Annotated in this window: 24 protein-coding genes and 1 other annotated feature; of the genes, 23 read left to right on the top strand and 1 reads right to left on the bottom strand. The window is 38.9% G+C overall.

Annotated elements, in window-relative coordinates:
• Positions 1–82: 82 nt before the first annotated feature.
• The 3 genes from LJC66_RS23470 to pstA all read left to right on the top strand — a co-directional run bounded on the left by LJC66_RS23470 (position 83) and on the right by pstA (position 2905).
• Positions 83–967 carry a phosphate ABC transporter substrate-binding protein PstS family protein gene (locus LJC66_RS23470; RefSeq protein ID WP_230933635.1) on the top strand — a complete coding sequence of 295 codons (885 nt, stop codon included), beginning with the start codon at positions 83–85 and terminating at the stop codon, positions 965–967.
• A gap of 124 nt (positions 968–1091) precedes the next feature.
• Positions 1092–1979, top strand: coding sequence for a phosphate ABC transporter permease subunit PstC (pstC, locus tag LJC66_RS23465; RefSeq protein WP_013059300.1), 888 nt, complete (start codon positions 1092–1094; stop codon positions 1977–1979).
• On the top strand, positions 1976–2905 hold the full coding sequence (pstA, locus tag LJC66_RS23460) for a phosphate ABC transporter permease PstA (RefSeq protein ID WP_014458145.1): 930 nt from the start codon (positions 1976–1978) through the stop codon (positions 2903–2905). Before pstC ends, pstA begins: the two co-directional genes overlap by 4 nt.
• 46 nt (positions 2906–2951) lie before the next feature.
• On the opposite strand, the gene LJC66_RS23455 is transcribed toward pstA, so the two are convergent.
• The gene (locus LJC66_RS23455) at positions 2952–4229 is read right to left on the bottom strand and encodes a replication-associated recombination protein A (protein WP_230933634.1); all 1278 of its coding nucleotides are present in this window, start codon (positions 4227–4229) and stop codon (positions 2952–2954) included.
• Between the two features lie 226 nt (positions 4230–4455).
• On the opposite strand from LJC66_RS23455, the gene cymR reads away from it, so the two are divergent.
• The 20 genes from cymR to LJC66_RS23355 all read left to right on the top strand — a co-directional run bounded on the left by cymR (position 4456) and on the right by LJC66_RS23355 (position 24843).
• On the top strand, positions 4456–4872 hold the full coding sequence (cymR, locus tag LJC66_RS23450; RefSeq protein ID WP_013059297.1) for a cysteine metabolism transcriptional regulator CymR: 417 nt from the start codon (positions 4456–4458) through the stop codon (positions 4870–4872).
• Positions 4873–4895: 23 nt separating this feature from the next.
• The gene (locus LJC66_RS23445; RefSeq protein ID WP_230933633.1) at positions 4896–6038 is read left to right on the top strand and encodes a cysteine desulfurase family protein; all 1143 of its coding nucleotides are present in this window, start codon (positions 4896–4898) and stop codon (positions 6036–6038) included.
• A gap of 106 nt (positions 6039–6144) precedes the next feature.
• Positions 6145–7257, top strand: coding sequence for a tRNA 2-thiouridine(34) synthase MnmA (gene mnmA / locus LJC66_RS23440; RefSeq protein WP_050688543.1), 1113 nt, complete (start codon positions 6145–6147; stop codon positions 7255–7257).
• Positions 7258–7414: 157 nt separating this feature from the next.
• Positions 7415–8074 (top strand): tetratricopeptide repeat protein, encoded by a 660-nt coding sequence (locus tag LJC66_RS23435; protein ID WP_013085089.1) that lies wholly within the window; start codon positions 7415–7417, stop codon positions 8072–8074.
• Positions 8075–8098: 24 nt separating this feature from the next.
• The gene (gene recD2 / locus LJC66_RS23430; RefSeq protein WP_230933632.1) at positions 8099–10456 is read left to right on the top strand and encodes an SF1B family DNA helicase RecD2; all 2358 of its coding nucleotides are present in this window, start codon (positions 8099–8101) and stop codon (positions 10454–10456) included.
• Between the two features lie 141 nt (positions 10457–10597).
• A complete protein-coding gene (locus LJC66_RS23425; RefSeq protein ID WP_013059292.1) occupies positions 10598–10789 on the top strand; it encodes a hypothetical protein in 192 nt (63 codons plus the stop codon).
• Between the two features lie 25 nt (positions 10790–10814).
• Positions 10815–10949: a YrzQ family protein gene (locus LJC66_RS23420; protein ID WP_013059291.1), complete on the top strand. Its 135-nt coding sequence runs from the start codon at positions 10815–10817 to the stop codon at positions 10947–10949.
• Between the two features lie 114 nt (positions 10950–11063).
• Positions 11064–12125, top strand: coding sequence for an AI-2E family transporter (locus LJC66_RS23415; protein ID WP_013059290.1), 1062 nt, complete (start codon positions 11064–11066; stop codon positions 12123–12125).
• 51 nt (positions 12126–12176) lie between these two features.
• Positions 12177–12388, top strand: a binding site (T-box leader).
• 125 nt (positions 12389–12513) lie between these two features.
• Entirely contained in the window at positions 12514–15147 is a 2634-nt protein-coding gene (gene alaS / locus LJC66_RS23410; RefSeq protein ID WP_230933631.1) for an alanine--tRNA ligase, read from the top strand.
• An 84-nt stretch (positions 15148–15231) separates the two neighbouring features.
• On the top strand, positions 15232–15501 hold the full coding sequence (locus LJC66_RS23405) for an IreB family regulatory phosphoprotein (RefSeq protein WP_013059287.1): 270 nt from the start codon (positions 15232–15234) through the stop codon (positions 15499–15501).
• Entirely contained in the window at positions 15502–15918 is a 417-nt protein-coding gene (ruvX, locus tag LJC66_RS23400) for a Holliday junction resolvase RuvX (RefSeq protein WP_013059286.1), read from the top strand. It begins immediately after the preceding gene.
• A 154-nt stretch (positions 15919–16072) separates the two neighbouring features.
• Complete coding sequence (locus LJC66_RS23395; RefSeq protein WP_230933630.1) at positions 16073–16357, top strand: DUF1292 domain-containing protein; 285 nt, start codon at positions 16073–16075, stop codon at positions 16355–16357.
• 412 nt (positions 16358–16769) lie between these two features.
• On the top strand, positions 16770–17873 hold the full coding sequence (mltG, locus tag LJC66_RS23390; protein ID WP_230933629.1) for an endolytic transglycosylase MltG: 1104 nt from the start codon (positions 16770–16772) through the stop codon (positions 17871–17873).
• 181 nt (positions 17874–18054) lie between these two features.
• A complete protein-coding gene (locus tag LJC66_RS23385; RefSeq protein WP_050688538.1) occupies positions 18055–18711 on the top strand; it encodes an O-methyltransferase in 657 nt (218 codons plus the stop codon).
• Complete coding sequence (locus LJC66_RS23380; protein WP_014458158.1) at positions 18708–19637, top strand: peptidase U32 family protein; 930 nt, start codon at positions 18708–18710, stop codon at positions 19635–19637. Before LJC66_RS23385 ends, LJC66_RS23380 begins: the two co-directional genes overlap by 4 nt.
• 39 nt (positions 19638–19676) lie before the next feature.
• On the top strand, positions 19677–20939 hold the full coding sequence (locus tag LJC66_RS23375; RefSeq protein WP_013059281.1) for a peptidase U32 family protein: 1263 nt from the start codon (positions 19677–19679) through the stop codon (positions 20937–20939).
• Positions 20940–20946: 7 nt separating this feature from the next.
• Complete coding sequence (gene udk / locus LJC66_RS23370; RefSeq protein ID WP_028411675.1) at positions 20947–21582, top strand: uridine kinase; 636 nt, start codon at positions 20947–20949, stop codon at positions 21580–21582.
• 218 nt (positions 21583–21800) lie between these two features.
• Positions 21801–22277 carry a transcription elongation factor GreA gene (greA, locus tag LJC66_RS23365; protein WP_098626978.1) on the top strand — a complete coding sequence of 159 codons (477 nt, stop codon included), beginning with the start codon at positions 21801–21803 and terminating at the stop codon, positions 22275–22277.
• 119 nt (positions 22278–22396) lie between these two features.
• On the top strand, positions 22397–22954 hold the full coding sequence (locus tag LJC66_RS23360; RefSeq protein ID WP_374199249.1) for an isochorismatase family protein: 558 nt from the start codon (positions 22397–22399) through the stop codon (positions 22952–22954).
• Positions 22955–23076: 122 nt separating this feature from the next.
• Positions 23077–24843: a peptidoglycan D,D-transpeptidase FtsI family protein gene (locus LJC66_RS23355; protein WP_230933628.1), complete on the top strand. Its 1767-nt coding sequence runs from the start codon at positions 23077–23079 to the stop codon at positions 24841–24843.
• Positions 24844–24907 lie beyond the last annotated feature (64 nt).

Below are 24907 nucleotides of genomic sequence, written 5' to 3'. Positions count from 1 at the left end.
CTCGTATAATGTGTCTTGTACCTGTTGTTCGAGTACAAAGGACTAGTACTAATTACACATATATTTATTGGAGGGTAATGTAATGAAAACAAAGGGTTTTAAAGTAACATTAGCAGCTTTTTTAATGGTAGGAGCACTAGCAGCATGTGGTAAAGACGGAGCAAGCAACGACAGTGGTTCGGGCAGCAAAGAAGAAGTATCAGGTACGTTAACAGCGGCGGGATCTACGGCTTTACAACCACTTGCAGAAGAAGCAGCGAATGGAATTACTGAAAAATATCCAAACCTTTCAGTAACGGTACAAGGTGGAGGTAGTGGAACTGGTGTTAACCAAGTAGCATCAGGAGCAGTTGACATTGGAAACTCTGACGTTCCAGCAGCCGATAAAATCGAAGATAAATCAAAAGCAGATAAACTTGTCGATACGAAAGTAGCGGGCATTGGGTTCGCACTTGTTGTAAATAAAGATGTAAAAGTAGAATCGTTAACAAAAGAGCAAATTCAAAAGATTTTCTCTGGCGAAATTAAAAACTGGAAAGAAGTTGGCGGAAACGACGAAAAAATTAACGTAATCAACCGTCCAGCATCATCTGGTACACGTGCTACATTCGACAAAACATTAATGGGTGACGCAAAAGTAAATGACAGCGTTGGTACAGCTCAAGATTCAAACGGAGCGGTTGAGCAATCAGTAAACTCAACGCCAGGAGCAGTAAGTTACCTTGCTATGTCGTATTTAATTGGCGATAAAAAAGAAAGTTTAAAAATGCTTAATATTGATGGTGTGGAGCCAACAACAGAAAATATTGTTTCTAAAAAATATCCGTTCTGGTCTTATGAGTACATGATTACAAATGGTGAACCAAAAGATGGTGCAAAAGAGTACATTGACTATGTAGCTGGTAAAGACTTTGCTAAGCAAGTAGAAGATATGGGATATATTCCAATGACTGAGTTCAAAAAATAAGAGTGTTTTTAAAAAGAATAGGGCTGACTAACACAGTCAGTCTTATTCTATTTGAATGTTAATAAAGTATATAGCAAATAAAAAGAAAAGCGAATATATACTGAATATGTAAGGAGACAGAGCGATGAAGGGGAAAAAATCCATTAATTATGTAAAAAGCGAATACATTGGCCGTACGCTTTCTACATTTTGCGGTATTTTAATTGTACTGGTTACGTTAGCTATTATCGTATTTATTTGTGAAAAAGGCATACAGTCATTTTTACAAAGCAATATATCAATCGGTGAAATGTTGACTTCAACAAAATGGAGCCCAAACAATAAAGAATACGGGGCACTTGTGTTTATTCTGGGTTCCATGCTTGTATCAATCGGAGCCGTTATTATAAGTGCTCCAATTGGAATTGCTATCGCCATTTTTAACAACTATATTTCGCCTAAATTTGGTTCAACGGTTTTACGACCGGTTTTAGAACTTTTGGTCGGAGTTCCTTCAGTGGTATACGGTCTTTTAGGCGTTACCATTTTAGTACCGCTTCTTCGCGATAATTTCGGCGGAGTGGGCTTTAGTTTGATTGCTGGAATTATTGTCTTAAGCGTCATGATTCTTCCGACAATTGCAAGTATTGCTGACGATGCAATTCGAAGTGTAGCACCTGAATATTTAGAAGCTTCTTATGGACTAGGTTCAACAAGATGGCAGGCAATTAGCCGAGTCATTATTCCATCTGCTAAAACAGGTATTTTAACAGGTATCGTGTTAGGGCTTGCCCGTGCATTCGGAGAAGCGCTAGCTGTTCAAATGGTTATCGGAAACACGGTTAAGCTTCCTGAAAGCTTATATAGCCCAACGGCAACATTAACAGGTATTTTAACAATGGATATGTCTAATACGTTAAACGGAACGGCATGGAATAACGCATTGTGGACGTTAGCCATGATTTTACTGCTTATTTCTTTCGTGTTCATTTTAATTATCCGAGCAATTGGGAAACGAGGTGCTCATCAATGAGAAACAAAAATGCACGCACAGTAAATAATATATGGACAGGTATTTTTTATGGCATTGCCGCTCTAGTTGTGGCGCTATTAGTGTATTTAGTTGTTGAAATTATCGCTAAAGGCTGGGGATTTTGGGATCCAAACTTTTTATTTGGAAAGCCAAGCAATACGATGGCAGGAGGCGGTATCGGCCCCCAGCTGTTTAACTCGTTCTACATGCTTGTTTTAACGCTGATCATTTCTATTCCTCTTGGTTTAGGAGCCGGAATTTACTTAGCGGAGTACGCGAAGCAAGGTCGTTTCTTAAATTTCGTCCGTTTATGTATTGAAACAATGGCGTCATTACCGTCCATTGTAGTTGGTTTATTTGGATTATTAATTTTTGTCACATTTTCGGGCTGGGGCTATACGCTTATCGGGGGAGCACTTGTGATTACAATTTTAAATTTACCGGGTTTAACGCGCGTATGTGAAAGTGCGATTGCATCTGTTCCTGCGAGTGTAAAAGAAGCCAGTTTAGGGTTGGGAGCGACTAAATGGCAAACAATTGTCAAAGTCGTCATTCCATCAGCGATTCAACAAATTATCACAGGTGTTATTTTAACAGCGGGACGAATCTTTGGAGAGGCAGCTGCGTTGATTTATACGGCTGGCCTAACGACGCCGATGTTAAATTCAAATGCTGACTTAACGAGTCCTGTAAACCCGTTTAATATTTTTCGACCAGCAGAGACGCTTGCCGTCCACATTTGGAAATTAAACTCTGAAGGAATTGTACCTGATGCAAGATTGATTGCAACAAAGTCAGCTGCTATTCTAATCATTATGGTTCTGTTGTTCAACATAGTCGCTCGTTTAGTCGCTAAACTTTTAGACAGCTACTTTAAAGGTTCAACAAAAACGAAAAAACGAAAAGACGTTAAAAGTGCAGCTTAATAGATAAAGACAAAAAAGAAAATGGCTTTGAAACTGAGCAACAGTTTCAGCCATTTTCTTTTTTTAATGTCTCTAAACGATTGAAAACTTTTGAAAAGTATTTTTCTTGTCCATTTTGTTTAGGATGAAAATATTGTTTGTTTTTGATGCGATCCGGTAAATACTGTTGAAGGACCCATCCGTTATCAAAATCATGCGGATATTGATATTCAACGCCTCGGCCAAGGTTCTCTGCTCCTTTGTAATGAGCATCCTTCAAATGAGGGGGAACGTCGCCGGACAACCCTTTTTTAATATCACTTATCGCTTCATCTAATGCTTTGTAAGCAGCGTTGGACTTCGGTGATAGGCAAAGCTCAATAACGGCATTTGCAAGCGGGATACGTGCTTCTGGGAGTCCTAATCGCTCAGTTGCTTGAATGGCTGCGAGAGTTCTCATGCCGGCATCCGGATCAGCTAGTCCAATGTCTTCATAGGCAATGACTAAAAGGCGACGATTGATGCTGATCAAGTCTCCTGCTTCAATTAGCCGTCCTAAATAATGAAGAGCGGCATTTACGTCGCTGCCCCGAATCGATTTTTGAAAAGCCGATAATACATCATAGTGAGCGTCACCATTTTTATCATGTGAAAAATATTTTTGCTGCAGACATTCTTCTGCCGTTTGTAAGGTAATAACGATTTTACCATCGCTTTCACCTGTTGATAAAACAGCCAGTTCCAGAGCATTCAAAGCCGAGCGCACGTCACCGTTACAGCTATTGGAAAAGTGGTTCATGGCGTCATCTTCTACGATAATTTTTCTATCCCCAAATCCGTTGGATGAGTCGTTGAGTGCTCTTGTTAGCGCCATTTTGATATCATCTGGCGTAAGAGATTTTAATTCGAAGATTTGGCATCTGCTTCGAATAGCAGGATTAATTGCGTGATAAGGATTGCTTGTTGTCGCTCCGATTAGAATGATCATGCCATTTTCTAAATAAGGAAGCAAAAAGTCTTGCTTGGCTTTGTCAAGGCGATGAACTTCATCTAACAGCAGAATTACTTTGCCTGACATTTTGGCTTCTTCGGCGACAATTTCCATATCTTTTTTATTGTTTACAACGGCATTTAACTGACGAAACGCCGTGTTGGTTGTTTTTGCAATAGCTGTGGCAATTGTTGTTTTTCCAACGCCTGGAGGTCCATATAAAATCATCGAGCTTAAGTGATTTGCTTTTACCATTCGATAAATCATTTTATCTTTGCCAACTAAATGCTGCTGTCCGATAACGTCATCTAAATGAGTCGGACGCATTCGAAATGCGAGAGGTTTTGTAGCCATGTTTTTCTCCTTTCTTTTCTTTCACTGTATCACAAGAGGTGAATAGGTGGTGGAAATTTATCTTATAGGCATAGTATGTTATAATATCAACAGTTGCATTTGCAAGAAATGCGTATAGAGAAGTTCATATAGCTTAGTAAAAAACGACTCATCACAGCATTCAGTGACAACGTGAGGGTCTTATTTTTTTCATAAATAAAAAAAGTGTATTGAAGGAGTGTATCGTATGAAAATTTCAACAAAAGGACGCTACGGTTTAACGATTATGATTGAGCTTGCGAAGCGCTTTGGCGAAGGTCCTATCTCGCTTAAAACTATTGCTCAAACGCATGACTTATCTGAGCATTATTTAGAGCAGCTTATTTCACCGTTGCGTAACGCTGGGCTTGTAAAAAGCGTGCGCGGAGCTTATGGAGGTTACATCTTAGCACATGAACCTGCTAACATTACTTCTGGCGATATTATTTCTGTTTTAGAAGGTCCTATTAGTCCTGTAGAAGGAATTGAAGATGAAGAGCCTGCAAAACGCGAGCTGTGGATTCGTATTCGAGATGCAGTTAAAGAAGTGCTAGATAGTACAACGCTTGAAGATTTAGCAAATCATTCTGATGATGATCAAGCGTCTTATATGTTTTATATTTAATAATGAGCTAGGAGGCGTTTATTTTGGAACGTATTTATGTTGATCATGCAGCAACGTCTCCAATACATCCAGCAGTCGTTGAGAAAATGACGACTTTTATGCATGAGTACTTTGGAAATCCATCTAGTATTCATCACTACGGGCGGGAAAGTCGACGCTATTTAGACGAAGCTCGCCAAACGATTGCAGCAAGTATTGGAGCACACGAAAATGAACTGATTTTTACAAGTGGTGGGACAGAAGCAGATAATATGGCACTGATCGGAGTCGCTCTTGCAAACCGCCATAAAGGAAATCATATTATTACCACGCAAATTGAACACCACGCTGTGCTTCATACGTGTCAATATTTAGAAACACAGGGCTTTGAAGTGACTTACTTGCCAGTTAATGAGTACGGACAAGTATCTGTGGATGACATAAAATCAGCCCTAACCGATCAAACAATTCTTGTGTCGGTGATGTTTGGAAATAATGAAGTAGGTGCTATTCAGCCAATTGGAGAAATTGGCGTTCTATTAAAAGAGCATGGAGCATATTTCCACACGGATGCAGTGCAAGCTTATGGATTAATTCCGTTAAATGTGCAACAATTAGGTGTCGATCTTTTATCCGTTTCTGCTCATAAAATTAACGGACCAAAAGGGATGGGCTTTTTATATGCAGCTGCTCACGTTTCACTGTCTCCTTTGCTATTTGGAGGAGAACAAGAGCGCAAACGACGAGCTGGAACTGAGAACATGACAAGTATTGTCGGGTTTGAAGAAGCTGTGAAAATTTCGCAACAAACGCTGCAAACACGTGCAGATGAATATAGAAGATACAAAGAAACAATGGTAGCTGTATTGAAGGAAGAAGGTATTTCGTTTGAAATTAACGGACATCTTGAAAATGCTCTGCCACATGTGTTAAATTTATCATTTCCAAAAACAAATGTTGAATCGATGCTCGTAAATTTAGACTTAGCAGGAATTGCGGCATCGAGCGGTTCAGCTTGCACAGCGGGAGCAATCGATCCTTCTCATGTGCTTGTAGCTATGTTTGGAAAAGGGTCTGAACGTTTAACAACTTCTATTCGATTTAGCTTTGGCTTAGGAAACTCAGCTGAGCAAATTGAAAAAACCGCACGTCAAACAGCAAACATCGTTAAGCGACTAACGATGTAAATAGCAGCCATCAGTAGGGTCTTCATCCCTCACTGATGGTTTGTGTCGTTTCTTTCGCTTTTTAGCGAACAATTTAATTAAAATGAAGAAAACGGAGGTGGCGAAGTTGACAAAATCACCTAAAGATACACGTGTAGTAGTCGGAATGAGCGGAGGCGTTGATTCATCTGTAGCAGCTCTTTTATTAAAACAACAAGGATACGATGTGATCGGAATCTTTATGAAAAACTGGGACGATACGGATGAAAACGGCGTTTGTACTGCGACTGAAGATTATAACGATGTTATTCGCGTATGTAATCAAATTGGTATTCCCTACTATGCAGTCAACTTTGAAAAACAATATTGGGATAAAGTATTTACCTACTTTTTAGATGAATATAAAGCAGGTCGTACACCGAATCCTGATGTAATGTGTAATAAAGAAATTAAATTCAAAGCCTTTTTAGAGCATGCAATGACGCTAGGAGCAGATTATCTAGCGACAGGACATTATGCACGCGTTGCGTACCGCGACGGGGAGTATAAAATGCTTCGAGGCGTAGATGGAAATAAAGATCAAACGTATTTCTTAAATCAATTAGGACAAGATCAGCTTTCCAAAGTAATGTTCCCGATTGGTGAAATTGAGAAATCAAAAGTGCGTGAAATTGCGAAAGAAGCAGGCCTTGCTACAGCAACGAAAAAAGACAGCACAGGTATTTGCTTTATTGGAGAACGCAACTTCAAAGAATTTTTAAGTCAGTATCTTCCTGCTCAGCCAGGCGTAATGCAAACGCTTGACGGCGAAGTGAAAGGCAAGCATGACGGTCTCATGTATTATACAATTGGCCAACGCCATGGTTTAGGTATTGGAGGCAGCGGTGAACCTTGGTTTGTAGTCGGAAAAGATTTAGAAAAAAATGTTTTGTACGTCGATCAAGGCTTTCACAATGAGTTGCTCTATTCTACATCTCTTACAGCAACCAATATTAGCTGGGTAAGCGACCTTGACTGGTCGTCACCAATGACGTGTACAGCAAAATTCCGCTATCGCCAAACCGATTCAGCAGTAACTGTTGAAAAAGTCGATGATGATACAATTAAAGTTATTTTTGCTGAGCCTGTTCGCGCAATTACGCCAGGTCAAGCAGTTGTGTTTTATAAAGACGATGAATGTCTTGGCGGAGCAACAATTGACAAAGTATTTCAAGAAGAAGAGCAAATCTGGTACGTATAATTCATATAAGCAAGAACGAAAAACCTCGGCCGTATATAGCTGAGGTTTTTCTATGATATACTTTACTTATTGGGTAAACTAATAACTTACATATTGTAGATTTTCATGATGTGAAAATCTTTTAAATCATAACTAAAACAGTGGAGTGAAAGAAAAAATGACAGATAAAAATCAGCTAGGAATTCAGTATATGCAGGAAGGGAAATTTGAAGAGGCTGCTAAAACATTTTCAGAAGCAATTGAAGATAATCCAAAAGATCCAATTGTGTATGTGAATTTTGGCAATTTGTTAGCGGCTGTTAGTGAGATGGATCGTGCTTTGAAATTTTATGAACGTGCGATTGAATTAGATGAAGAAACGGCAACAGCGTATTACGGAGCAGGAAATATTTATTTTAATGCAGAGCAGCTTGAGCAGGCAAAGCACTACTTTGATTTAGCAATCAAAAAAGGCTTAGATTCATCCGATGCGTACTTTATGCTTGGTTTAACGCTGTTTCATATGGAAGAAATTCGTTTCGCGATGCCTTATCTTCAGCGGGCGGTAGAACTAAACGAACATGATGTAGAAGCAAAATTTCAGTACGGTCTTTGTTTAGCACAGCTCGAAATGGTAGATGAAGCAATTGCTGAATTTCTTAAGGTAGTCAATCAAGAGCCAGAACATGCCGATGCTTTTTATAATTTAGGCGTAGCTTATGCTATGAAAGATGACAAAGACAAGGCGATTGAGATGTTAGATGAAGCTTTAAACGTGCAGCCAGATCACGTAATGGCAGCAAATGCCAAACAAGTTCTGTCTACATTAGAACATTAAGAAAGCGGGTAAAGGAAGGATAACATGAACGAAGAACAAGTGAACCCTTCACAGCCAGAACATCATTATATAAGCGGCACGTCGATTGTAACCGTCTTTCATAACGAAGAAAACTTATATAACGTTACGCGGATACGGATCAAAAAAACAAATTTAGAGATTGAAGATAAAGAAACGGTCGTCACAGGTTATTTTCCTAAGCTCAATGAAGATGAAGTATACACGTTTTACGGAGACTTCAAAGAGCATCCAAAGTTTGGCCTGCAGTTTCATGTTGAACAGTTCAAAAAAGAACTTCCGCAATCAAGGCAAGGGGTTGTTCAGTACCTGTCTAGCGATTTATTTCACGGAATCGGTAAAAAAACCGCTGAAAACATTGTGGACGCCCTAGGAGAACGCGCTATTTTTCGTATTTTGCAAAATGAGTCTGTGCTAAAAGAGGTTCCGAGGCTTTCAGCTGACAAGGCAGAAGCTTTAGTCACGCAGCTTCGTGAACATCAAGGGTTAGAAGAAGTAATGGTAAAGCTGACAGACCTCGGGTTTGGACCGCAGCTTTCGATGAAGATTTTCCAAGCGTACAAACAAGAAGCGCTTGAAATTGTTCAAAATAATCCTTACCAGCTCGTAGAAGATATTCAAGGTATTGGTTTTAGCAGGGCCGATGAACTTGGAAAGAGGCTTGGTATGGCAACTAATCATCCTGATCGTTTGCGTGCAGGTATTTTATACGTCATTGAGCAAGAATGCAATCAAATGGGGCATGTATACGTTACGGCAGAACAGCTGTATGGAAAAACAGCAGAGCTTCTTCGGAAAAGCAGGCATGAGAATCTGTCTGAAATGGATCTTACAAGAGAAGTGGACGCATTAAAAGCAGATAAAAAGCTTATCATTCAAGACGAAAAAATTTATTTTCCTCCCCTTTTCTATGCTGAAAAAGGGTTGGTTAAAGCTATTCAAAAAATTATGGCTCAAACGCAGTACGAAGAGCAGTTTCCGGAATCAGAATTCTTATTGGCTCTGGGTGAACTAGAAGAGCGGTTAGACGTCCAATATGCACCGTCTCAGCGCAAGGGTATACAAACCGCTTTAATGTCTCCAATGCTTCTTTTAACAGGGGGACCAGGTACAGGGAAAACAACGGTTATTAAAGGAATAGTCGAACTTTATGCAGAACTTCACGGATGTTCGTTAAATCCAGGGGACTATAAAAAAGATGAGGCTTTTCCTGTTTTACTTGTGGCACCGACGGGACGAGCTGCTAAACGAATGAGCGAAGCGACGGGACTTCCGGCAGTTACGATTCACCGATTATTAAAATGGAACGGACAAGAAGGATTTGATCATAATGAGGAAAATCCAATTGACGGAAAATTACTGATTGTAGATGAAGTATCAATGGTAGATTTGTGGCTTGCTCATCAGCTGTTTAAATCTCTTCCTGCTAATTTACAGGTTATTTTAGTTGGAGATGAAGATCAGCTTCCTTCAGTAGGTCCGGGCCAGGTGTTAAAAGATTTGCTGAGTTCAGAAGTAGTTCCTACCGTCCGTCTGACAGATGTATACAGGCAAGCGGAAGGATCGTCAATTATTGATTTGGCTCATGAAATAAAAAAAGGAAAGCTTCCGGAAGACTTATCGAGGCAGCAAGGAGATCGTTCCTTTATTCGTTGTCAAGGACAGCACATTACGAACGTTGTGCAACAAGTTTGCGGGAATGCGTTAAAAAAAGGCTATACGGCTAAAGATATTCAAGTTTTAGCTCCTATGTATAAAGGTCCTGCAGGGATTGATAAACTGAATGAAGTTCTTCAGGAATTATTTAACCCGGCTTCTGAGCAAAGAAGAGAGCTTAAGCACGGAGATATTACGTACCGAGTCGGAGATAAAGTGCTGCAGCTTGTAAATCAGCCGGATAGCAACGTATTTAACGGAGATATGGGAGAAATCGTTTCGGTTTTCTTTGCCAAAGAAAATACGGAAAAACAGGATATGCTGGTTATTTCATATGAAGGAAATGAAGTAACTTACACAAAGCAAGACTTTAATCAAATAACTCATGCATACTGCTGTTCCATTCATAAATCACAGGGAAGTGAATTTCCCATTGTTGTGCTTCCAATTGTTAAAAGCTATTACCGGATGCTGCGACGCAATTTACTTTATACCGCCGTTACGCGAAGCAAACAGTTTTTAATTTTATGCGGAGAAGACGAAGCGTTTCAGCTTGGAGTTAGCCGAAATGAAGACAGCGTTCGCCAAACGAATTTACAGCCGCTGCTTCGAGAAAGCTTGGATAACGACATAGAAGATCCTGAAATTCCATTTATGAAAGATGCAAATATTGGGATGGAAAACGTTACGCCGTATGATTTCATGTAACCTTTCGCATGCTAACAAAGAGTTAAATAAACTCCTTTGTTGCCATCCTTCTTTGCTAATTGTCAGAAAATAAAGTATGGACATGGAAAGAAGTGGACATAATGCGTTTATATAAGTAGAACGTATAAAGAGGTGTCGACTTTGTTTAAATGTCCAAACTGTAAAAGTATTGACGTTGGCAAAATTGGTGTAAATCAGTATTACTGCTGGAATTGTTTTATTGAAATGACTATTTCAAAAGGACAAATTAATACTCACCAAGTAGAAGAAGATGGAACATTGAGCTCGCTTGATGATTTATTCTCAGACGACGAGCGCACAATCAATTTCTAATTCTTTTTTACCGGGAGGAAGAGCAATGGGCAGAATCATTCCGTCAGTAGTCGCTTTCGGTCTTGGAGCTTATGCATTTAAAATGGCAGATGATCGAGAGATGTTTACAAAAAGAAATATGAAAAAAATGCGTAAACGTATGATGAAAGCTATTCACTAATAAAAAAAGCACTATTGCACTGAGCTGCAATAGTGCTTTTTTGCAGGCAGAAGAGACAACTGCATGTATAAACTCCTTTCTTTATCAAAAAATAGAAGAGAGGAGGAGTTTACGTTGAAAGATAGTTCATTCAAATGGTTCTATAGATTCGGACTGCTGTTATTAGCGCTGCTGTGCATATTAGTCTTTTTTAAAGTCCAGTTTTTATGGCTTCCTGTTATTTACATGTTTTTGAAAGCACTGCTGCCTTTTTTTATTGCAGCATTCATTACATATTTACTTCATCCGCTTATTGAAAAAACGCATGATAAAGGCGTGCCTCGTCCTCTAGCTATTTTACTGATCTACATCATCTTTTTTGGAGGAATCGGGTTTGGAGCCTATAAGTCGTACCCTATTTTTGTGGAACAAGTAAAAGATTTAAACGAACAGCTGCCTCATTTTACGAATACATATAGACATTGGGTAGAATCGATTCATGATCGTACAACTTCACTTCCAAACGGTGTACATGAGAAAATTGAAGGCAGCATTGATGATGTAGAGGCTACGCTCAACGTGTGGCTTACAAAAGTGGCGGAAGGATTAAAGTCATTGATTACCTCTTTTTTGATTTTAATCATTATTCCATTTATTGTTTTTTATATGCTGAAGGATTTTTCCTCTATTAAGAAAGCAACAGCTTATGTCACGCCTAAAAAGTGGCACAAACCAGGTGAACGTTTTTTATCGGATGTGAATGAATCACTCGGCAATTACATTAGAGGGCAATTTTTTGTTTGTCTCATTATTGGTGTGATTGCCACAGCGGCACTGTGGTTCTTTCATGTACCTTATGCACTTCTTTTAGGCTTCATTATTGGCGTAACGAATATCATCCCTTATTTTGGCCCGATTATTGGTGCGGTTCCAGCGGCTATTATTGCAGCCACAATCTCGATAAAGTTGGTTATTACCATTGTCATTATAATCTTTGTGCTGCAGTTTCTAGAGGGAAATGTGCTGTCTCCGCTTATCGTAGGAAAGAGCCTTCATATTCATCCTTTGTTTATCATGCTTGCGCTCCTTTTAGGAGGAGAATTTGGAGGAGTATTGGGTCTCATTTTGGCTGTGCCAATTTTAGCAGTCATTAAAATATCTATTTTGCATATCCGCTCTTATACGCTCAAACATTGACAAAGAGCGGTTAATTTGTCATAATATCGCCATAAGAAAACGCTACATATTTTAAACACAATGATGGATCGAGTACGTTGCACACTGGTTTTTAGAGAAGGGCTTCCTTGGCTGAAAGAAGCGCTAAACAAAGAGCAGCGGAACGCTAGTCCAGAGTGCAGGCTAAAACCTGCCGTGTCAGCAACGTTAACGCTATGAAGGTGATAAATGCTTTTGGCATTTATAATCAGGGTGGTACCGCGAGTTCAACTCTCGTCCCTGCTACAGGGATGAGAGTTTTTTTGTGTGCAAATAACTAGCAATTGCTTTTGTACACAGAGAAAATAGATGCTTTTATGTCATCATTTTTTTGTCTATAAATAAGAAGAGTATTAAAGGAGGACCAATCATGAAAAAACTGACGTCAGCACAAGTTCGTCAAATGTATTTAGATTTCTTTAAAGAAAAAGGCCATGATGTAGAACCAAGCGCATCTTTAGTTCCGCATGAAGATCCATCTTTATTATGGATTAACAGTGGAGTAGCTACATTAAAAAAATATTTTGATGGTCGTGTTATTCCTCAAAATCCGCGTATTTGTAACGCACAAAAATCCATTCGTACAAACGATATCGAAAACGTGGGTAAAACGGCTCGCCATCATACGTTTTTTGAAATGCTTGGTAATTTCTCTATCGGTGATTATTTCAAAGAAGAAGCCATCCAATGGGCATGGGAATTCTTAACGAGCGATAAATGGATTGGATTCGACGCAGATAAGCTATCTGTAACAGTTCATCCCGAGGATGAAGAAGCATTTAAGATTTGGAATGAAAAAATGGGCGTGCCTAAAGAGCGCATCATTCGTTTAGAAGGTAATTTCTGGGATATTGGAGAAGGTCCGAGTGGTCCAAATACAGAGATCTTTTATGATCGCGGAGAAGCATATGGAAATGACCTAACTGATCCGGAATTATATCCAGGTGGAGAAAATGAGCGTTATTTAGAAATTTGGAACCTTGTATTTTCTCAATTTAATCACAATCCTGATGGCACGTACACGCCGCTTCCAAAGAAAAACATCGATACGGGAATGGGCTTAGAGCGTATGGTTTCTGTTATTCAAGACGTGCAAACAAACTTTGATACAGATTTGTTTATGCCGATTATTGAAGCAACAGAAAACATTTCAGGCGCTAAATATCGTACAAACGATGAACAAGATACGGCATTTAAAGTTATTGCTGACCATATTCGTACGGTAACATTTGCTGTAGGTGATGGTGCGCTTCCTTCAAATGAAGGCCGTGGGTATGTGCTGCGCCGTTTGTTACGCCGAGCAGTTCGCTATGCTAAAAAGCTAAACATTAATCGTCCGTTCATGTACGAACTAGTGCCGGTAGTAGGTGAAATCATGGTTGATTTCTATCCGGAAGTAAAGGAAAAAACGGATTTTATCCAGCGCGTAGTAAAAAATGAAGAAGAGCGTTTTCACGAAACGTTAAATGACGGACTAGCTATTTTGGCAACCGTTATTAAAAAAGAAAAAGCGCAAAACAGTGATATGGTACAAGGCGAAGATGTTTTCCGTTTATATGACACGTATGGATTCCCTGTTGAATTAACGGAAGAATATGCAGAAGATGAGAACATGAAAATTGATCATGCAGGTTTTGAACGCGAAATGGAAGCACAGCGTGAGCGTGCGCGTGCTGCTCGTCAAGATTCTAGCTCTATGCAAGTTCAAGGCGGCGTACTTGGTGAAGTAACCGTTGCAAGTGAGTTTGTTGGTTATGATAAAAATGAAGTAGAAACAGTTGTTGAAGCAATTATTGTAGACGGTGAGCTTGTTGACCGCGCTGAAGCTGGAACAGAAGCGCAAGTCATCTTAAGCCGCACGCCATTCTACTCAGAAAGCGGCGGTCAAATTGCGGACCAAGGTACGATTCAAAGTGCTTCAGGAACAGCTGAAGTAAAAGACGTTCAAAAAGCGCCAAACGGCCAAAATGTCCAAACGGTAGCTGTAACAAACGGTGAGCTTGTCAAAGGTGAAACATATACGGCGGCGCTTGATGAAGAAAACCGCAGTGCGATTGTGAAAAACCATACGGCAACGCATTTATTGCATCAAGCATTAAAAGATACGTTAGGAACGCATGTTAATCAAGCGGGTTCTTTAGTAACAGCGGATCGCTTGCGCTTTGACTTCTCTCACTTTGGTCAAGTGACACAGGAAGAGCTTGAGAAAATTGAACAAATCGTTAATGAAAAGATTTGGGACAGCATCTCTGTACAAATTGAAAACAAAGCAATTGACGAAGCAAAAGCGATGGGTGCAATGGCGCTATTTGGTGAGAAATACGGAGATGTCGTGCGCGTAGTACAAGTAGGCGACTACAGCTTAGAATTATGTGGTGGATGTCACGTACCAAATACGTCTGTTATCGGTTTATTTAAAATTGTATCAGAATCCGGAATCGGTGCAGGTACTCGACGCATTGAAGCTGTAACTGGAAAAGCTGCCTATCAGTTAATGAACGATCAAGTAGGCTTACTAAAAGAAGCTGCGGCAAAAGTAAAATCCAACCCGCGTGATTTAGTAGGGCGAGTTGAAGGATTGCTAGAAGAAATTCGTAATCTTCAGCGTGAAAATGATTCACTATCTACAAAGCTTGGCAATATTGAAGCTGGCAATCTCGTTGACCGCGTACAAAACATTAATGGTGTAAATGTCCTAGCAGCGAAAGTGAATGCAACGGATATGAATAACCTTCGTGCAATGGTTGACGATTTAAAACAAAAATTAGAATCCGCTGTGATCGTATTAGCTTCTCCACAAGGTGAAAAGGTAAATATTATTGCAGGTGTAACAAAAGATTTAATTGCTAAAGGCCATCACGCTGGCAAACTTGTTAAAGAAGTAGCGACGATTTGCGGCGGAGGCGGAGGCGGACGCCCTGACATGGCGCAAGCTGGAGGAAAAGACGCTAGCCAAATTGAAAAAGCACTTGGCACTGTAGAAGAATGGGTTAAATCCGTTTAATTCTCCTCTTTCTTGGTGTACAATATAAATAAGACTTAGCATAGTGCACAATGTGTTCACAAATTAAGAGAGTGAGGTGGGACCGTGAGTTCATTTGATAAAACCATGCAATTTAATTTTCAAGATGAGCCAGCTGAAACAAACGTACATGAAGTATTGTTTACGGTTTATGACGCACTGCAAGAAAAAGGCTACAACCCAATCAACCAAATCGTTGGGTATTTGTTATCAGGAGACCCTGCTTACATTCCTCGTCATAACGATGCGAGAAATACAATTCGCCAGTTAGAGCGAGACGAGCTCATTGAAGAACTTGTTAAATCTTATTTACAACAGCATCGAAAGGATTCATAAATGCGCGTATTAGGATTAGATGTAGGAACCAAAACAATTGGCGTGGCAGTTAGTGATGAAATGGGATGGACAGCGCAAGGAATTGAAACAATTAAAATTGCAGATGAGCAGATGGAGCAATCATATCCTCGTTTACAGCAGCTAATTGACGAATATTCCGTAGAGAAAATCGTAGTGGGTCTTCCTAAAAATATGAATGGTACGATTGGCCCTCGAGGCGAAGCGTGCATTGAGTTTGCTGACAACGTCAAAGAAAAACTTAACATTGAAACGATGATGTGGGACGAGCGCTTGTCGACGATGGCAGCAGAGCGAGTACTGCTGTCTGCCGATGTAAGCCGTAAGAAACGCAAAAAAGTAATCGATAAAATGGCAGCTGTTATGATTCTTCAAGGATACTTAGACAGCAAGCAGTAAGAAAAGCAGCAGGCTTTGCCTCAGCTGAAAAGTTATGAATTTCCCTTTTGCATATTCTTTTGTACGTAAAAGGGAAGTGAAATAACTGAACGGCTTGCTTTTCGCTGAAGAAAAAGTTAAGCTAAGAGCTTACAATATAAAATGAGGTGCAAACATGAGCGTAGAAGAAAATAAAATTACAATCGTCGATGAGAATGGAAATGAGCAGCTATGCGAAATTTTATTCACATTTGATTCTGATCAATATAACAAATCATATGTAATTTACTATCCAATCGGAGCAGACCGAGATGATGAAGAGGAAATTGAAATTCATGCATCTGCTTTCACACCAAGTGAAGATGGTCAAGACGGTGAGCTTCAACCGATTGAAACAGAAGAAGAGTGGGACATGGTTGAGGAAATGGTTAATACATTCCTTGACGAAGAAGGCGAATAATTATAGTGAAAAAGCTGATGACAATCGTTATCAGCTTTTTTTTACATAGCGGCTGTTCTATTTAGATATAAAAAGGTTTTTCCTTGCATTCTTAGGGCAGATTGTATGATAATGACGAAAAATAAGATAAATTGTAGTATAATAATTCCTGCGTGTGAGAGTGCATTTTAATAAAAGAATTCATTGTTTGAACGGATGAAACTAGACTTTGGGCAGACAATAACATAAATCATGGAAAAATTTTAGAAGAGGCGAGAATTTAAGGAAGCGATACCATCTCACACCTATAGGCGATACGAATGAATCGCAATCTCATGTCTCCTCTCTGTTTATACTTATAAAAAATCAAGAAGAAAAGAGGTGAAACTGGTTGTATCTTCTTTTACAGAAGTAGATTTAACCAGGAAGCTGCTTGTCGCAACAAACATTTTTACCACCTAATCGTTCAAGAAAAAAACGAGTTATTTTTATTACAATTATCGTACTTCTTTTACTAGTTGGCGGTGCATTTTTCTATGCTCAATCCCGCTTAACGCCCGTGGATCGAAACAGCAATAAAAAAGTAAATGTGACCATTCCACAAGGTTCTTCCGTCCAATCGATTGGTACGGTATTGAAAAAAGAAGATTTAATTAAAAGCAAAAGTGCATTTCGCTATTACGTAAAATTAACCCATGTGTCTGGATTTCAAGCTGGAACGTATTTATTTTCTCCTTCCATGAGTTTAGGGGAAATGGTTGAAAAAATGGAAAAAGGCGAGGTTTCAAAGCAACCTGATATTCGTGTCACCATTCCAGAAGGACGCCAGCTTGTGGAAATTGCTGATATCATTGCTGAAAATACAAAGTTTACAAAAGACGAAGTCATGAAAAAGCTAGACGATAAGGCATTCGTCAATAAAATGAAAGAAAAATATCCAGATTTAGTAACGGATGAAGTGATGCAAAAAGATATTAAACATCCGCTAGAAGGTTATTTATATCCCGTTACGTATGATTTTTATGATAAAAATGTGTCGTTAGATGAAATATTGGATAAAATGGTAGGGAAAACAAATAATGTATTAGGTCAGTACAGTGGGCAAATGGAGAAGAAAAAATTCAGTGCACATAAATTGTTAACAATGTCTTCTCTGATTGAAGAGGAAGCAACTGCAAAAGTCGACCGAGAAAAAATTGCCAGCGTCTTTTATAATCGCCTTGAAAAAAATATGCCTCTTCAAACGGATCCAACCGTCTTATATGCCTTAGGAGAGCATAAAGACCGCGTGTTCTATAAGCATTTAGAAGTGGACTCTCCTTACAATACGTATAAAGTAAAAGGGTTGCCTCCAGGACCAATTGCCAGCTCTGGTTTGATGTCAATCAAAGCTGCGTTACATCCAGCCAATACAGATTATTTATACTTCTTGGCCACACCTGAAGGAAAAGTTATTTTTACCAAAACCTTAGAAGAACATAACAAAGAAAAAGCCAAGCATATTACAGGTAAAGAAAAGCAAAATACCGAAAAATAATTGGAAATTTAAAATTGGGGAATCGCGATACTTCGCATTCCCCATCTTTTATGTTAAAATATATCGGGTTTACGTAAAAACGAAAAAAACTTATAATAGACTAGTTGTCTTACTATTTTGCAGTAATAAAACGTTATGAAAACATAATGTAAAATGTACTTCTGAGAACGGAGGAAGTGTTTTGCTTTTACAAAACGTAGAGCAGTATGTGGAAAAGCTTATTCCTAAGCGCCAGGAGCTTATTGAAGAAATGGAAGCTTATGCAAAAGAACATCACGTTCCGATTATGGAATTGATTGGTGTTGAAACGCTATTGCAAATTCTTCGTCTTCATCAGCCAAAACATATATTAGAAATTGGAACAGCGATTGCATATTCGTCTATTCGAATGACCCATGCGCTTCCAGAGGCACGAGTGGTTACGGTAGAACGAAATGAAGAGCGTTACCAAAAAGCGCAAGAATTTATTGAACGGGCGGGAAAACAAGATAAAATTGTGTCGTTGCTTGGAGATGCACTAGAGCTTAGAGATGAGATTGAACGTCATGGTCCTTATGATGCAGTGTTTATTGATGCAGCTAAAGGTCAGTATCAGCGTTTTTTTGAACATTATGAGCCGATGCTATCTTCTAAAGGAATGATTATTTCGGATAACGTACTATTTAAAGGTCACGTAGCGACCGATTTGGCCGAAGTAGAAACACGTCGACGCCGCAGCTTAATTAAAAAAATTCAGGCATACAATACGTGGCTGATGAATCATCCCGATTATTATACAACTATTCTCCCTATTGGAGACGGAATCGCGATTAGTATTAAAAGAGGTGACCAAGAATGAAAAAACCAGAACTATTAGTGACACCAACTGCAGTTTCAGAAATCGAATCATTACTACAAGCTGGAGCAACAGCTATTATGGTTGGTGAACAGCGCTACGGTTTGCGTTTAGCAGGTGAATTCAAACGTGAAGATATCGTAGAAGCTGTAAATATTGCTCATCAGCATAATGCAAAAGTCTACGTAGCGATGAACGGATTATTTCACAATGATAAAATCGCCGAACTAAATGAATATATTTTATTCTTAAAAGAAGCAAGCGTGGATGCGATTGTCTTTGGAGACCCTGCTGTATTGATGGCAGTGCGTGAAACAGCTCCAGAAATGAAGATGCACTGGAGTACTGAGACAACGGGCACAAACTGGTATTCATGTAACTACTGGGGGCGTAAAGGAGCTAAGCGTGCAGTTCTTGCTCGTGAGTTAAGCATGGATAGCATCATTGATATCAAAGAAAAAGCCGAGGTAGAAATTGAAGTTCAGGTGCATGGCATGACGTGTATGTTCCAATCAAAACGTTCACTTCTTGGCAACTACTTTGAGTATCAAGGAAAAGTCATGGAAATTGAAAATCGTAAAGTAGAAAAAGATATGTTTTTACTTGATAATGAGCGAAACAATAAGTATCCAATTTTCGAAGATGAAAATGGAACGCACATTATGAGTCCAAATGATATGTGCATTATCGACGAGCTTTCCGAGATGATTGACGCTGAAGTAGATGTATTCAAAATTGACGGCGTATTAAAGTCACCGCAATATATTTTAGAAGTAACAAAAAAATATCGTCAAGCGATTGATTTATGTGTAGATGACCGTGAAGAATACGAAAATGTTAAAGACGATTTGTTAGAAGAAATTGAAAGCTTGCAGCCAATTAACCGCCCGTTGGACACAGGGTTTTTCTTTAAAGAAACGGTATATTAAAAAGCTTGCAAAGAAAGATAAACAAAGGAGGTACAAACGATGGCTGTTCAAATCGATACTGTAGTAGAAGGTAAACGAGTTATTACTAAGAAGCCTGAGTTGTTAGCTCCAGCCGGTAACCTTGAAAAATTAAAAGTTGCCGTACACTATGGAGCAGATGCTGTGTTTATCGGAGGAAAAGAGTTTGGCCTTCGTTCAAATGCAGATAACTTTACATTTGAAGAAATGGCAGAAGGTGTTCAGTTTGCGAACAAATACGGCGCACGTATTTATGTTACAACAAACATTTTTGCTCATAATGAAAATATGGACGGACTTGAAGATTATTTAATGGGATTAGAGCGCGCTGGTGTTTCTGGAATCATCGTAGCTGATCCGTTAATTATCGAAACCTGTCGACGCGTTGCACCTAAGCTTGAAGTACATTTAAGTACGCAGCAATCACTTTCAAACTGGAAAGCCGTTCAGTTCTGGAAAGAAGAAGGATTAGAACGTGTTGTGCTTGCTCGTGAAACGGGTGCTGAAGAAATGCGCGAAATGAAAGAAAAAGTGGATATTGAAATTGAAGCTTTTATTCATGGAGCGATGTGTATTGCTTATTCAGGCCGCTGCGTGCTAAGTAACCATATGACAGCACGTGATTCAAACCGCGGAGGATGCTGTCAATCATGCCGTTGGGACTATGATTTATTTAAAGTAGAAGACGGTAAAACGGAAACGGCTTTATTTGATGAGCAAGACGATCCGTTTGCAATGAGTCCAAAAGACTTAAATTTAATTCAATCTATCCCTCAAATGATTGAGCTGGGTATTGATAGCTTAAAAATTGAAGGACGTATGAAGTCGATTCACTATATCGCAACAGTGGTGAGCGTATATCGCAAGGTGATTGACGCATACTGTGCAGATCCTGAGAATTTTGTGATTCAAAAAGAATGGCTTGATGAGCTAGACAAATGTGCAAATCGCGATACGGCTCCTGCCTTTTTTGAAGGAGTTCCTGGAGTAGATGAGCAAATGTTTGGCGTACACGGCAAGAAAACAAAATTTGATTTTGCTGGTTTAGTATTGAATTATGATGAAGAAACAAGCATCGTGACATTGCAACAGCGTAACTATTTTAAACCGGGAGAAGAAGTGGAATTTTTCGGTCCGGAAATTAAAAACTTTACGCAAAAAATAGATAAAATTTGGGACGAAGATGGCAATGAACTAGATGCTGCGCGTCATCCGCTGCAAATTGTGAAATTTAAAGTGGACCAACCTCTATTTTCATATAACATGATGCGAAAGGGGATTTAAATATAAAATGGGGAAAAAGCCCGTTGTAATCGGTATCGCTGGTGGATCCGGTTCTGGTAAAACAACTGTAACCAAAGCTATTTATGAGTATTTTAAAGGGCATTCTATTATGCTTCTTGAGCAAGACTATTATTATAAAGATCAAAGCGATGTACCGTTTGAACAGCGTTTGCAAACAAACTACGATCATCCTTTAGCATTTGATAATGATTTGCTGATTGAACACTTGCAAAACTTATTAAATTATGAGAGCATTGACAAACCGGTATATGATTACGCAATTCATACGCGCTCTGAGAAAGTAATTAAAGAAGAACCAAAAGATGTTATTATCTTAGAAGGTATTCTTGTACTAGAAGATCAGCGCTTGCGTAATTTAATGGATATCAAGCTATACGTAGATACAGATGCGGATCTTCGTATCATTCGTCGCATGCTTCGTGATATTAAAGAACGAGAGCGTACGCTTGAGTCAGTTGTTGATCAATACGTATCTGTCGTTCGCCCGATGCATAATCAGTTTGTTGAACCAACAAAACGCTATGCAGATATTATCATTCCTGAAGGCGGTCAAAACCACGTAGCGATTGACTTGATGGTCACTAAAATTCAAACAATTCTTGAACAAAATGCCATTTTATAATAACATAGCATAGATGCAGGAATTTTTTTGAAGACAATGCAGACATATTCTGCTAACTAAACACAAACATTATAAAGAATAGAGAAACGAGCAGCTTCTGTTTTGAAGCTGTCATTTCTCTATTAACTGATTTTTCCACAGAGTGGAAAATTTTTTGTACATACAGAAATGGACTGTATACACTAGAGATTTTGAGTTCAAGAAGGAGTGAAGGGATTATGGCACAAGAAAAAGTATTTCCAATGACAGAAGAAGGAAAGCTAAAGCTAGAGCAAGAGCTAGAATATTTAAAAACAGTAAAACGTAAAGAAGTTGTAGAGCGTATCAAAATTGCCCGCAGTTTTGGAGATTTATCGGAGAACTCTGAGTACGATTCTGCAAAAGACGAGCAGGCTTTCGTAGAAGGCCGTATTACAACGCTTGAAAATATGATTCGCAATGCGAAAATTATTGAAGAAGATGCAGAGAACTCTTCTATTGTATCATTAGGTAAATCTGTAACATTTGTAGAGTTGCCAGATGGTGACGAAGAAACGTATACAATTGTAGGTAGTGCAGAAGCAGATCCGTTTGAAGGGAAAATTTCAAATGATTCGCCAATTGCTAAAAGTCTAATGGGCAAACAAATTGGAGATCAAGTAACTGTTCAAACTCCTGGTGGAGATATGTCAGTGAAAATTGTATCTGTTAAGTAAAACATACGGTTGGAAGCGTTCTACTGAATGCTCGTAAGTAAAAAAGCTGACACGCGTCAGCTTTTTTTATATGATTTTAAAAAACAGAGAGAATAGAAAAGATATGTAAGAAAGGAAAGATGAAGATGAAAGACATCGATTTTACTAAAACAGCGCTTGTTTTAATTGATTTACAAAAAGGGATTGTTCCAATTGGAGGAGACGAAATTGTGGAGAAATCTGTTCAGCTTGTGAATCGTTTCCGCGAACAAAATGGATTTATTAGTTTTGTACGAGTAGATTTTCAAGATGGAAAAGATGCGTTGACGCCAGAAACGGATCAAAAGCCATCTGCTCCTCAAGAAAAACCTGCAGACTGGGCGGAATTCGATCCAAGACTTAATGTTCAAGAGAATGATTACATTGTGACAAAACGTCAGTGGGGAGCCTTTTTTGGGACAGATTTAGACCTTCAGCTTCGCCGAAGAGGAATTGATACAATTGTCCTTTGCGGAATTGCAACAAATATTGGTGTGGAAAGCACAGCTCGTGAAGCATTTCAGTATGGGTATAACCAAATTTTTATCACGGATGCCATGGCGACATTTACAAAAGAAGAGCATGAAGCAACTCTTTCTTACATCTTTCCGAAAATAGGAAAGCTAAGAACAACTCAACAATTTTTAACAGAAAATTAATAATAAAAACTTGCTGAATCAGCAAGTTTTTTTGTGAAATGAAAAAAAGAATGAATATTTCTTAAGATAATGGTTTTAAAAGTAATGGCAACGTCGACACTTGTAAAGAGTGAGGTGTAGTCATGAAAATAATTCACAAGCGAATTTATATTACTCTTATTTTTATTTTATTATTAATTAGCGGACTGGGAGCACGGCTTGTTCAACTTCAGCTTGTCAGCACAGAATCTTTTACTGACAAAAAGATTAACTTAATTGAAGGAAGCGTAAAACAGCGTACGCAGGAAATGGTGGTAGATGACGGGCGAGGGAAATTTGAAGATAAAAATGGACAGTCTTTAACATCTATCACGCACAATCGCTTAGTCCTGTTTCCATTTTTAGAAAAAATGAAGTGGCCTGTTCAGCAAGTAAGTGAAATCGTGGGAATGCAACCAAAGGAACTAACGAACAGACTAGCGAATGCTAAAACACCGGTTGTTATTACAAAAGAATTGTCCCATGCACAAGTCGAAAAAATAAATGCATTAAAGGTGCCTGGCGTATTTGGAATTCCTCTAAAAGATGAGCGTCCAGTTCCTCTTGCTGAACATTTAATCGGACTAGAGGCACAAAGCAAACAGATAATTGAAGAGAAGTATAGTGACAAATTGAAAAATGGAGCAATTAAATCAACTACGCCTGTGGGTATCTCAGGGATGCAGAGAGCTTTTGACGAGTTTTTGCTGCCTGAACAGGAGTCTAAGCTTCTTTATCATGTTGATCGCCTAGGTGGGCCTATGTTTGGCATCGATGTAAAGTACACGGGCACAGCTAACCCTTATTATCCAGTCAGTGTGCGTACGACGCTTGATTTGTCTGCTCAGGAGCTAGTGGAGAATACATTAAATCATTATAAGTTAAAAGACGGAGGAGCCGTCTTAATTGATATAAAAAACAATAAAGTAATTGCGATGGCCAGCAGGCCTTCGATTAATAAGAAAGATCCATTTAAAAAGCAAAATGGTTCAGACAGCGTAGAAAATCGTTTGCTGACGCCACAAACTCCTGGATCTATATTTAAAACCGTAACAGCAGCTGCAGCGCTTGAACAAAATAAAATTCAGCCTTCTTTTACCTATAACTGCGATAAAAGTATTTATGGCAATAATGTAGAAGAAGATCATCAAAAAGGGCAGCTGACGTTTGAAGAAAGCTTCGCGCAAAGTTGTAATGCAACGTTTGCCCAGCTAGCAAAAGAAATGATAATACCTAATCCGAATATCCTTGAACAATATGCTGACAAGTTAGGGCTTATTCAGCCTGTAGGATGGACGGGTGATGTGTTTCACTTTGAACATTTCAAGCAGTTTTTAGGAGAGAAATCGGGAAGAGTTTGGACAAATGCAAGAGAAAAAAAAGTACCAAATGCTGTAGCGCAAACGGCAATTGGACAGCTTGATGTAAAAGTGACTCCGCTTGCAGTAGCAAATATGATGGCGACAATTGCACGCGGAGGAGAAAAGAAACAGGTAAAAGCTGTAGATGCGCTAGAGTATAAAAACAACACGTCATTGTATACGTTTAAAGAGCATGAGTTAAAAGGAGATGCCATTAATAAAGCCACAGCTGCTTCTATGCAGCAGCTTTTAAAAGGTGTCGTACAGAGCGAAAAAGGAACAGGAAGAAGATTTCAAACGCTTCCTTATGAAGTGGCAGGAAAGTCAGGAACTGCTGAAATCAATGTGAAAGACGATATCGTCAATAAATGGTTTGCGGGTTACTTTCCTGCAGATGATCCAAAATATGCAATGGTAGTAGTGGATTTAAATACAAAAAGTGCGATATCTCCCACAAACAGCGTATTTTATGATATTGTTAAAGGGATGTATGACTTAAATACACGTTAAAATAAGAAGAATTTGTAAAAAATATTACAAATATACTTCAAATAAATTTTGATGCTTCATCTAT

Source organism: Priestia sp. TSO9 (genome assembly GCF_021029645.1).
In the GTDB taxonomy this organism is placed as follows: domain Bacteria; phylum Bacillota; class Bacilli; order Bacillales; family Bacillaceae_H; genus Priestia; species Priestia megaterium_E.
Note: the sequence above shows the minus strand (reverse complement) of the source record. Positions and strands in the feature narration are given on the sequence as shown.

Bases quoted from the DNA above. Each gene is read 5' to 3' on its own strand.
- udk (WP_028411675.1), top strand. From the start codon at position 20,947: ATGGGGAAAAAGCCCGTTGTAATCGGTATCGCTGGTGGATCCGGTTCT.
- LJC66_RS23380 (WP_014458158.1), top strand. From the start codon at position 18,708: ATGAAAAAACCAGAACTATTAGTGACACCAACTGCAGTTTCAGAAATC.
- pstA (WP_014458145.1), top strand. From the start codon at position 1,976: ATGAGAAACAAAAATGCACGCACAGTAAATAATATATGGACAGGTATT.
- LJC66_RS23470 (WP_230933635.1), top strand. From the start codon at position 83: ATGAAAACAAAGGGTTTTAAAGTAACATTAGCAGCTTTTTTAATGGTA.
- LJC66_RS23435 (WP_013085089.1), top strand. From the start codon at position 7,415: ATGACAGATAAAAATCAGCTAGGAATTCAGTATATGCAGGAAGGGAAA.
- LJC66_RS23420 (WP_013059291.1), top strand. From the start codon at position 10,815: ATGGGCAGAATCATTCCGTCAGTAGTCGCTTTCGGTCTTGGAGCTTAT.
- LJC66_RS23455 (WP_230933634.1), bottom strand. From the start codon at position 4,229: ATGGCTACAAAACCTCTCGCATTTCGAATGCGTCCGACTCATTTAGAT.
- alaS (WP_230933631.1), top strand. From the start codon at position 12,514: ATGAAAAAACTGACGTCAGCACAAGTTCGTCAAATGTATTTAGATTTC.
- pstC (WP_013059300.1), top strand. From the start codon at position 1,092: ATGAAGGGGAAAAAATCCATTAATTATGTAAAAAGCGAATACATTGGC.
- LJC66_RS23355 (WP_230933628.1), top strand. From the start codon at position 23,077: ATGAAAATAATTCACAAGCGAATTTATATTACTCTTATTTTTATTTTA.
- greA (WP_098626978.1), top strand. From the start codon at position 21,801: ATGGCACAAGAAAAAGTATTTCCAATGACAGAAGAAGGAAAGCTAAAG.
- cymR (WP_013059297.1), top strand. From the start codon at position 4,456: ATGAAAATTTCAACAAAAGGACGCTACGGTTTAACGATTATGATTGAG.
- LJC66_RS23375 (WP_013059281.1), top strand. From the start codon at position 19,677: ATGGCTGTTCAAATCGATACTGTAGTAGAAGGTAAACGAGTTATTACT.
- LJC66_RS23395 (WP_230933630.1), top strand. From the start codon at position 16,073: ATGAGCGTAGAAGAAAATAAAATTACAATCGTCGATGAGAATGGAAAT.
- recD2 (WP_230933632.1), top strand. From the start codon at position 8,099: ATGAACGAAGAACAAGTGAACCCTTCACAGCCAGAACATCATTATATA.
- ruvX (WP_013059286.1), top strand. From the start codon at position 15,502: ATGCGCGTATTAGGATTAGATGTAGGAACCAAAACAATTGGCGTGGCA.
- LJC66_RS23360 (WP_374199249.1), top strand. From the start codon at position 22,397: ATGAAGATGAAAGACATCGATTTTACTAAAACAGCGCTTGTTTTAATT.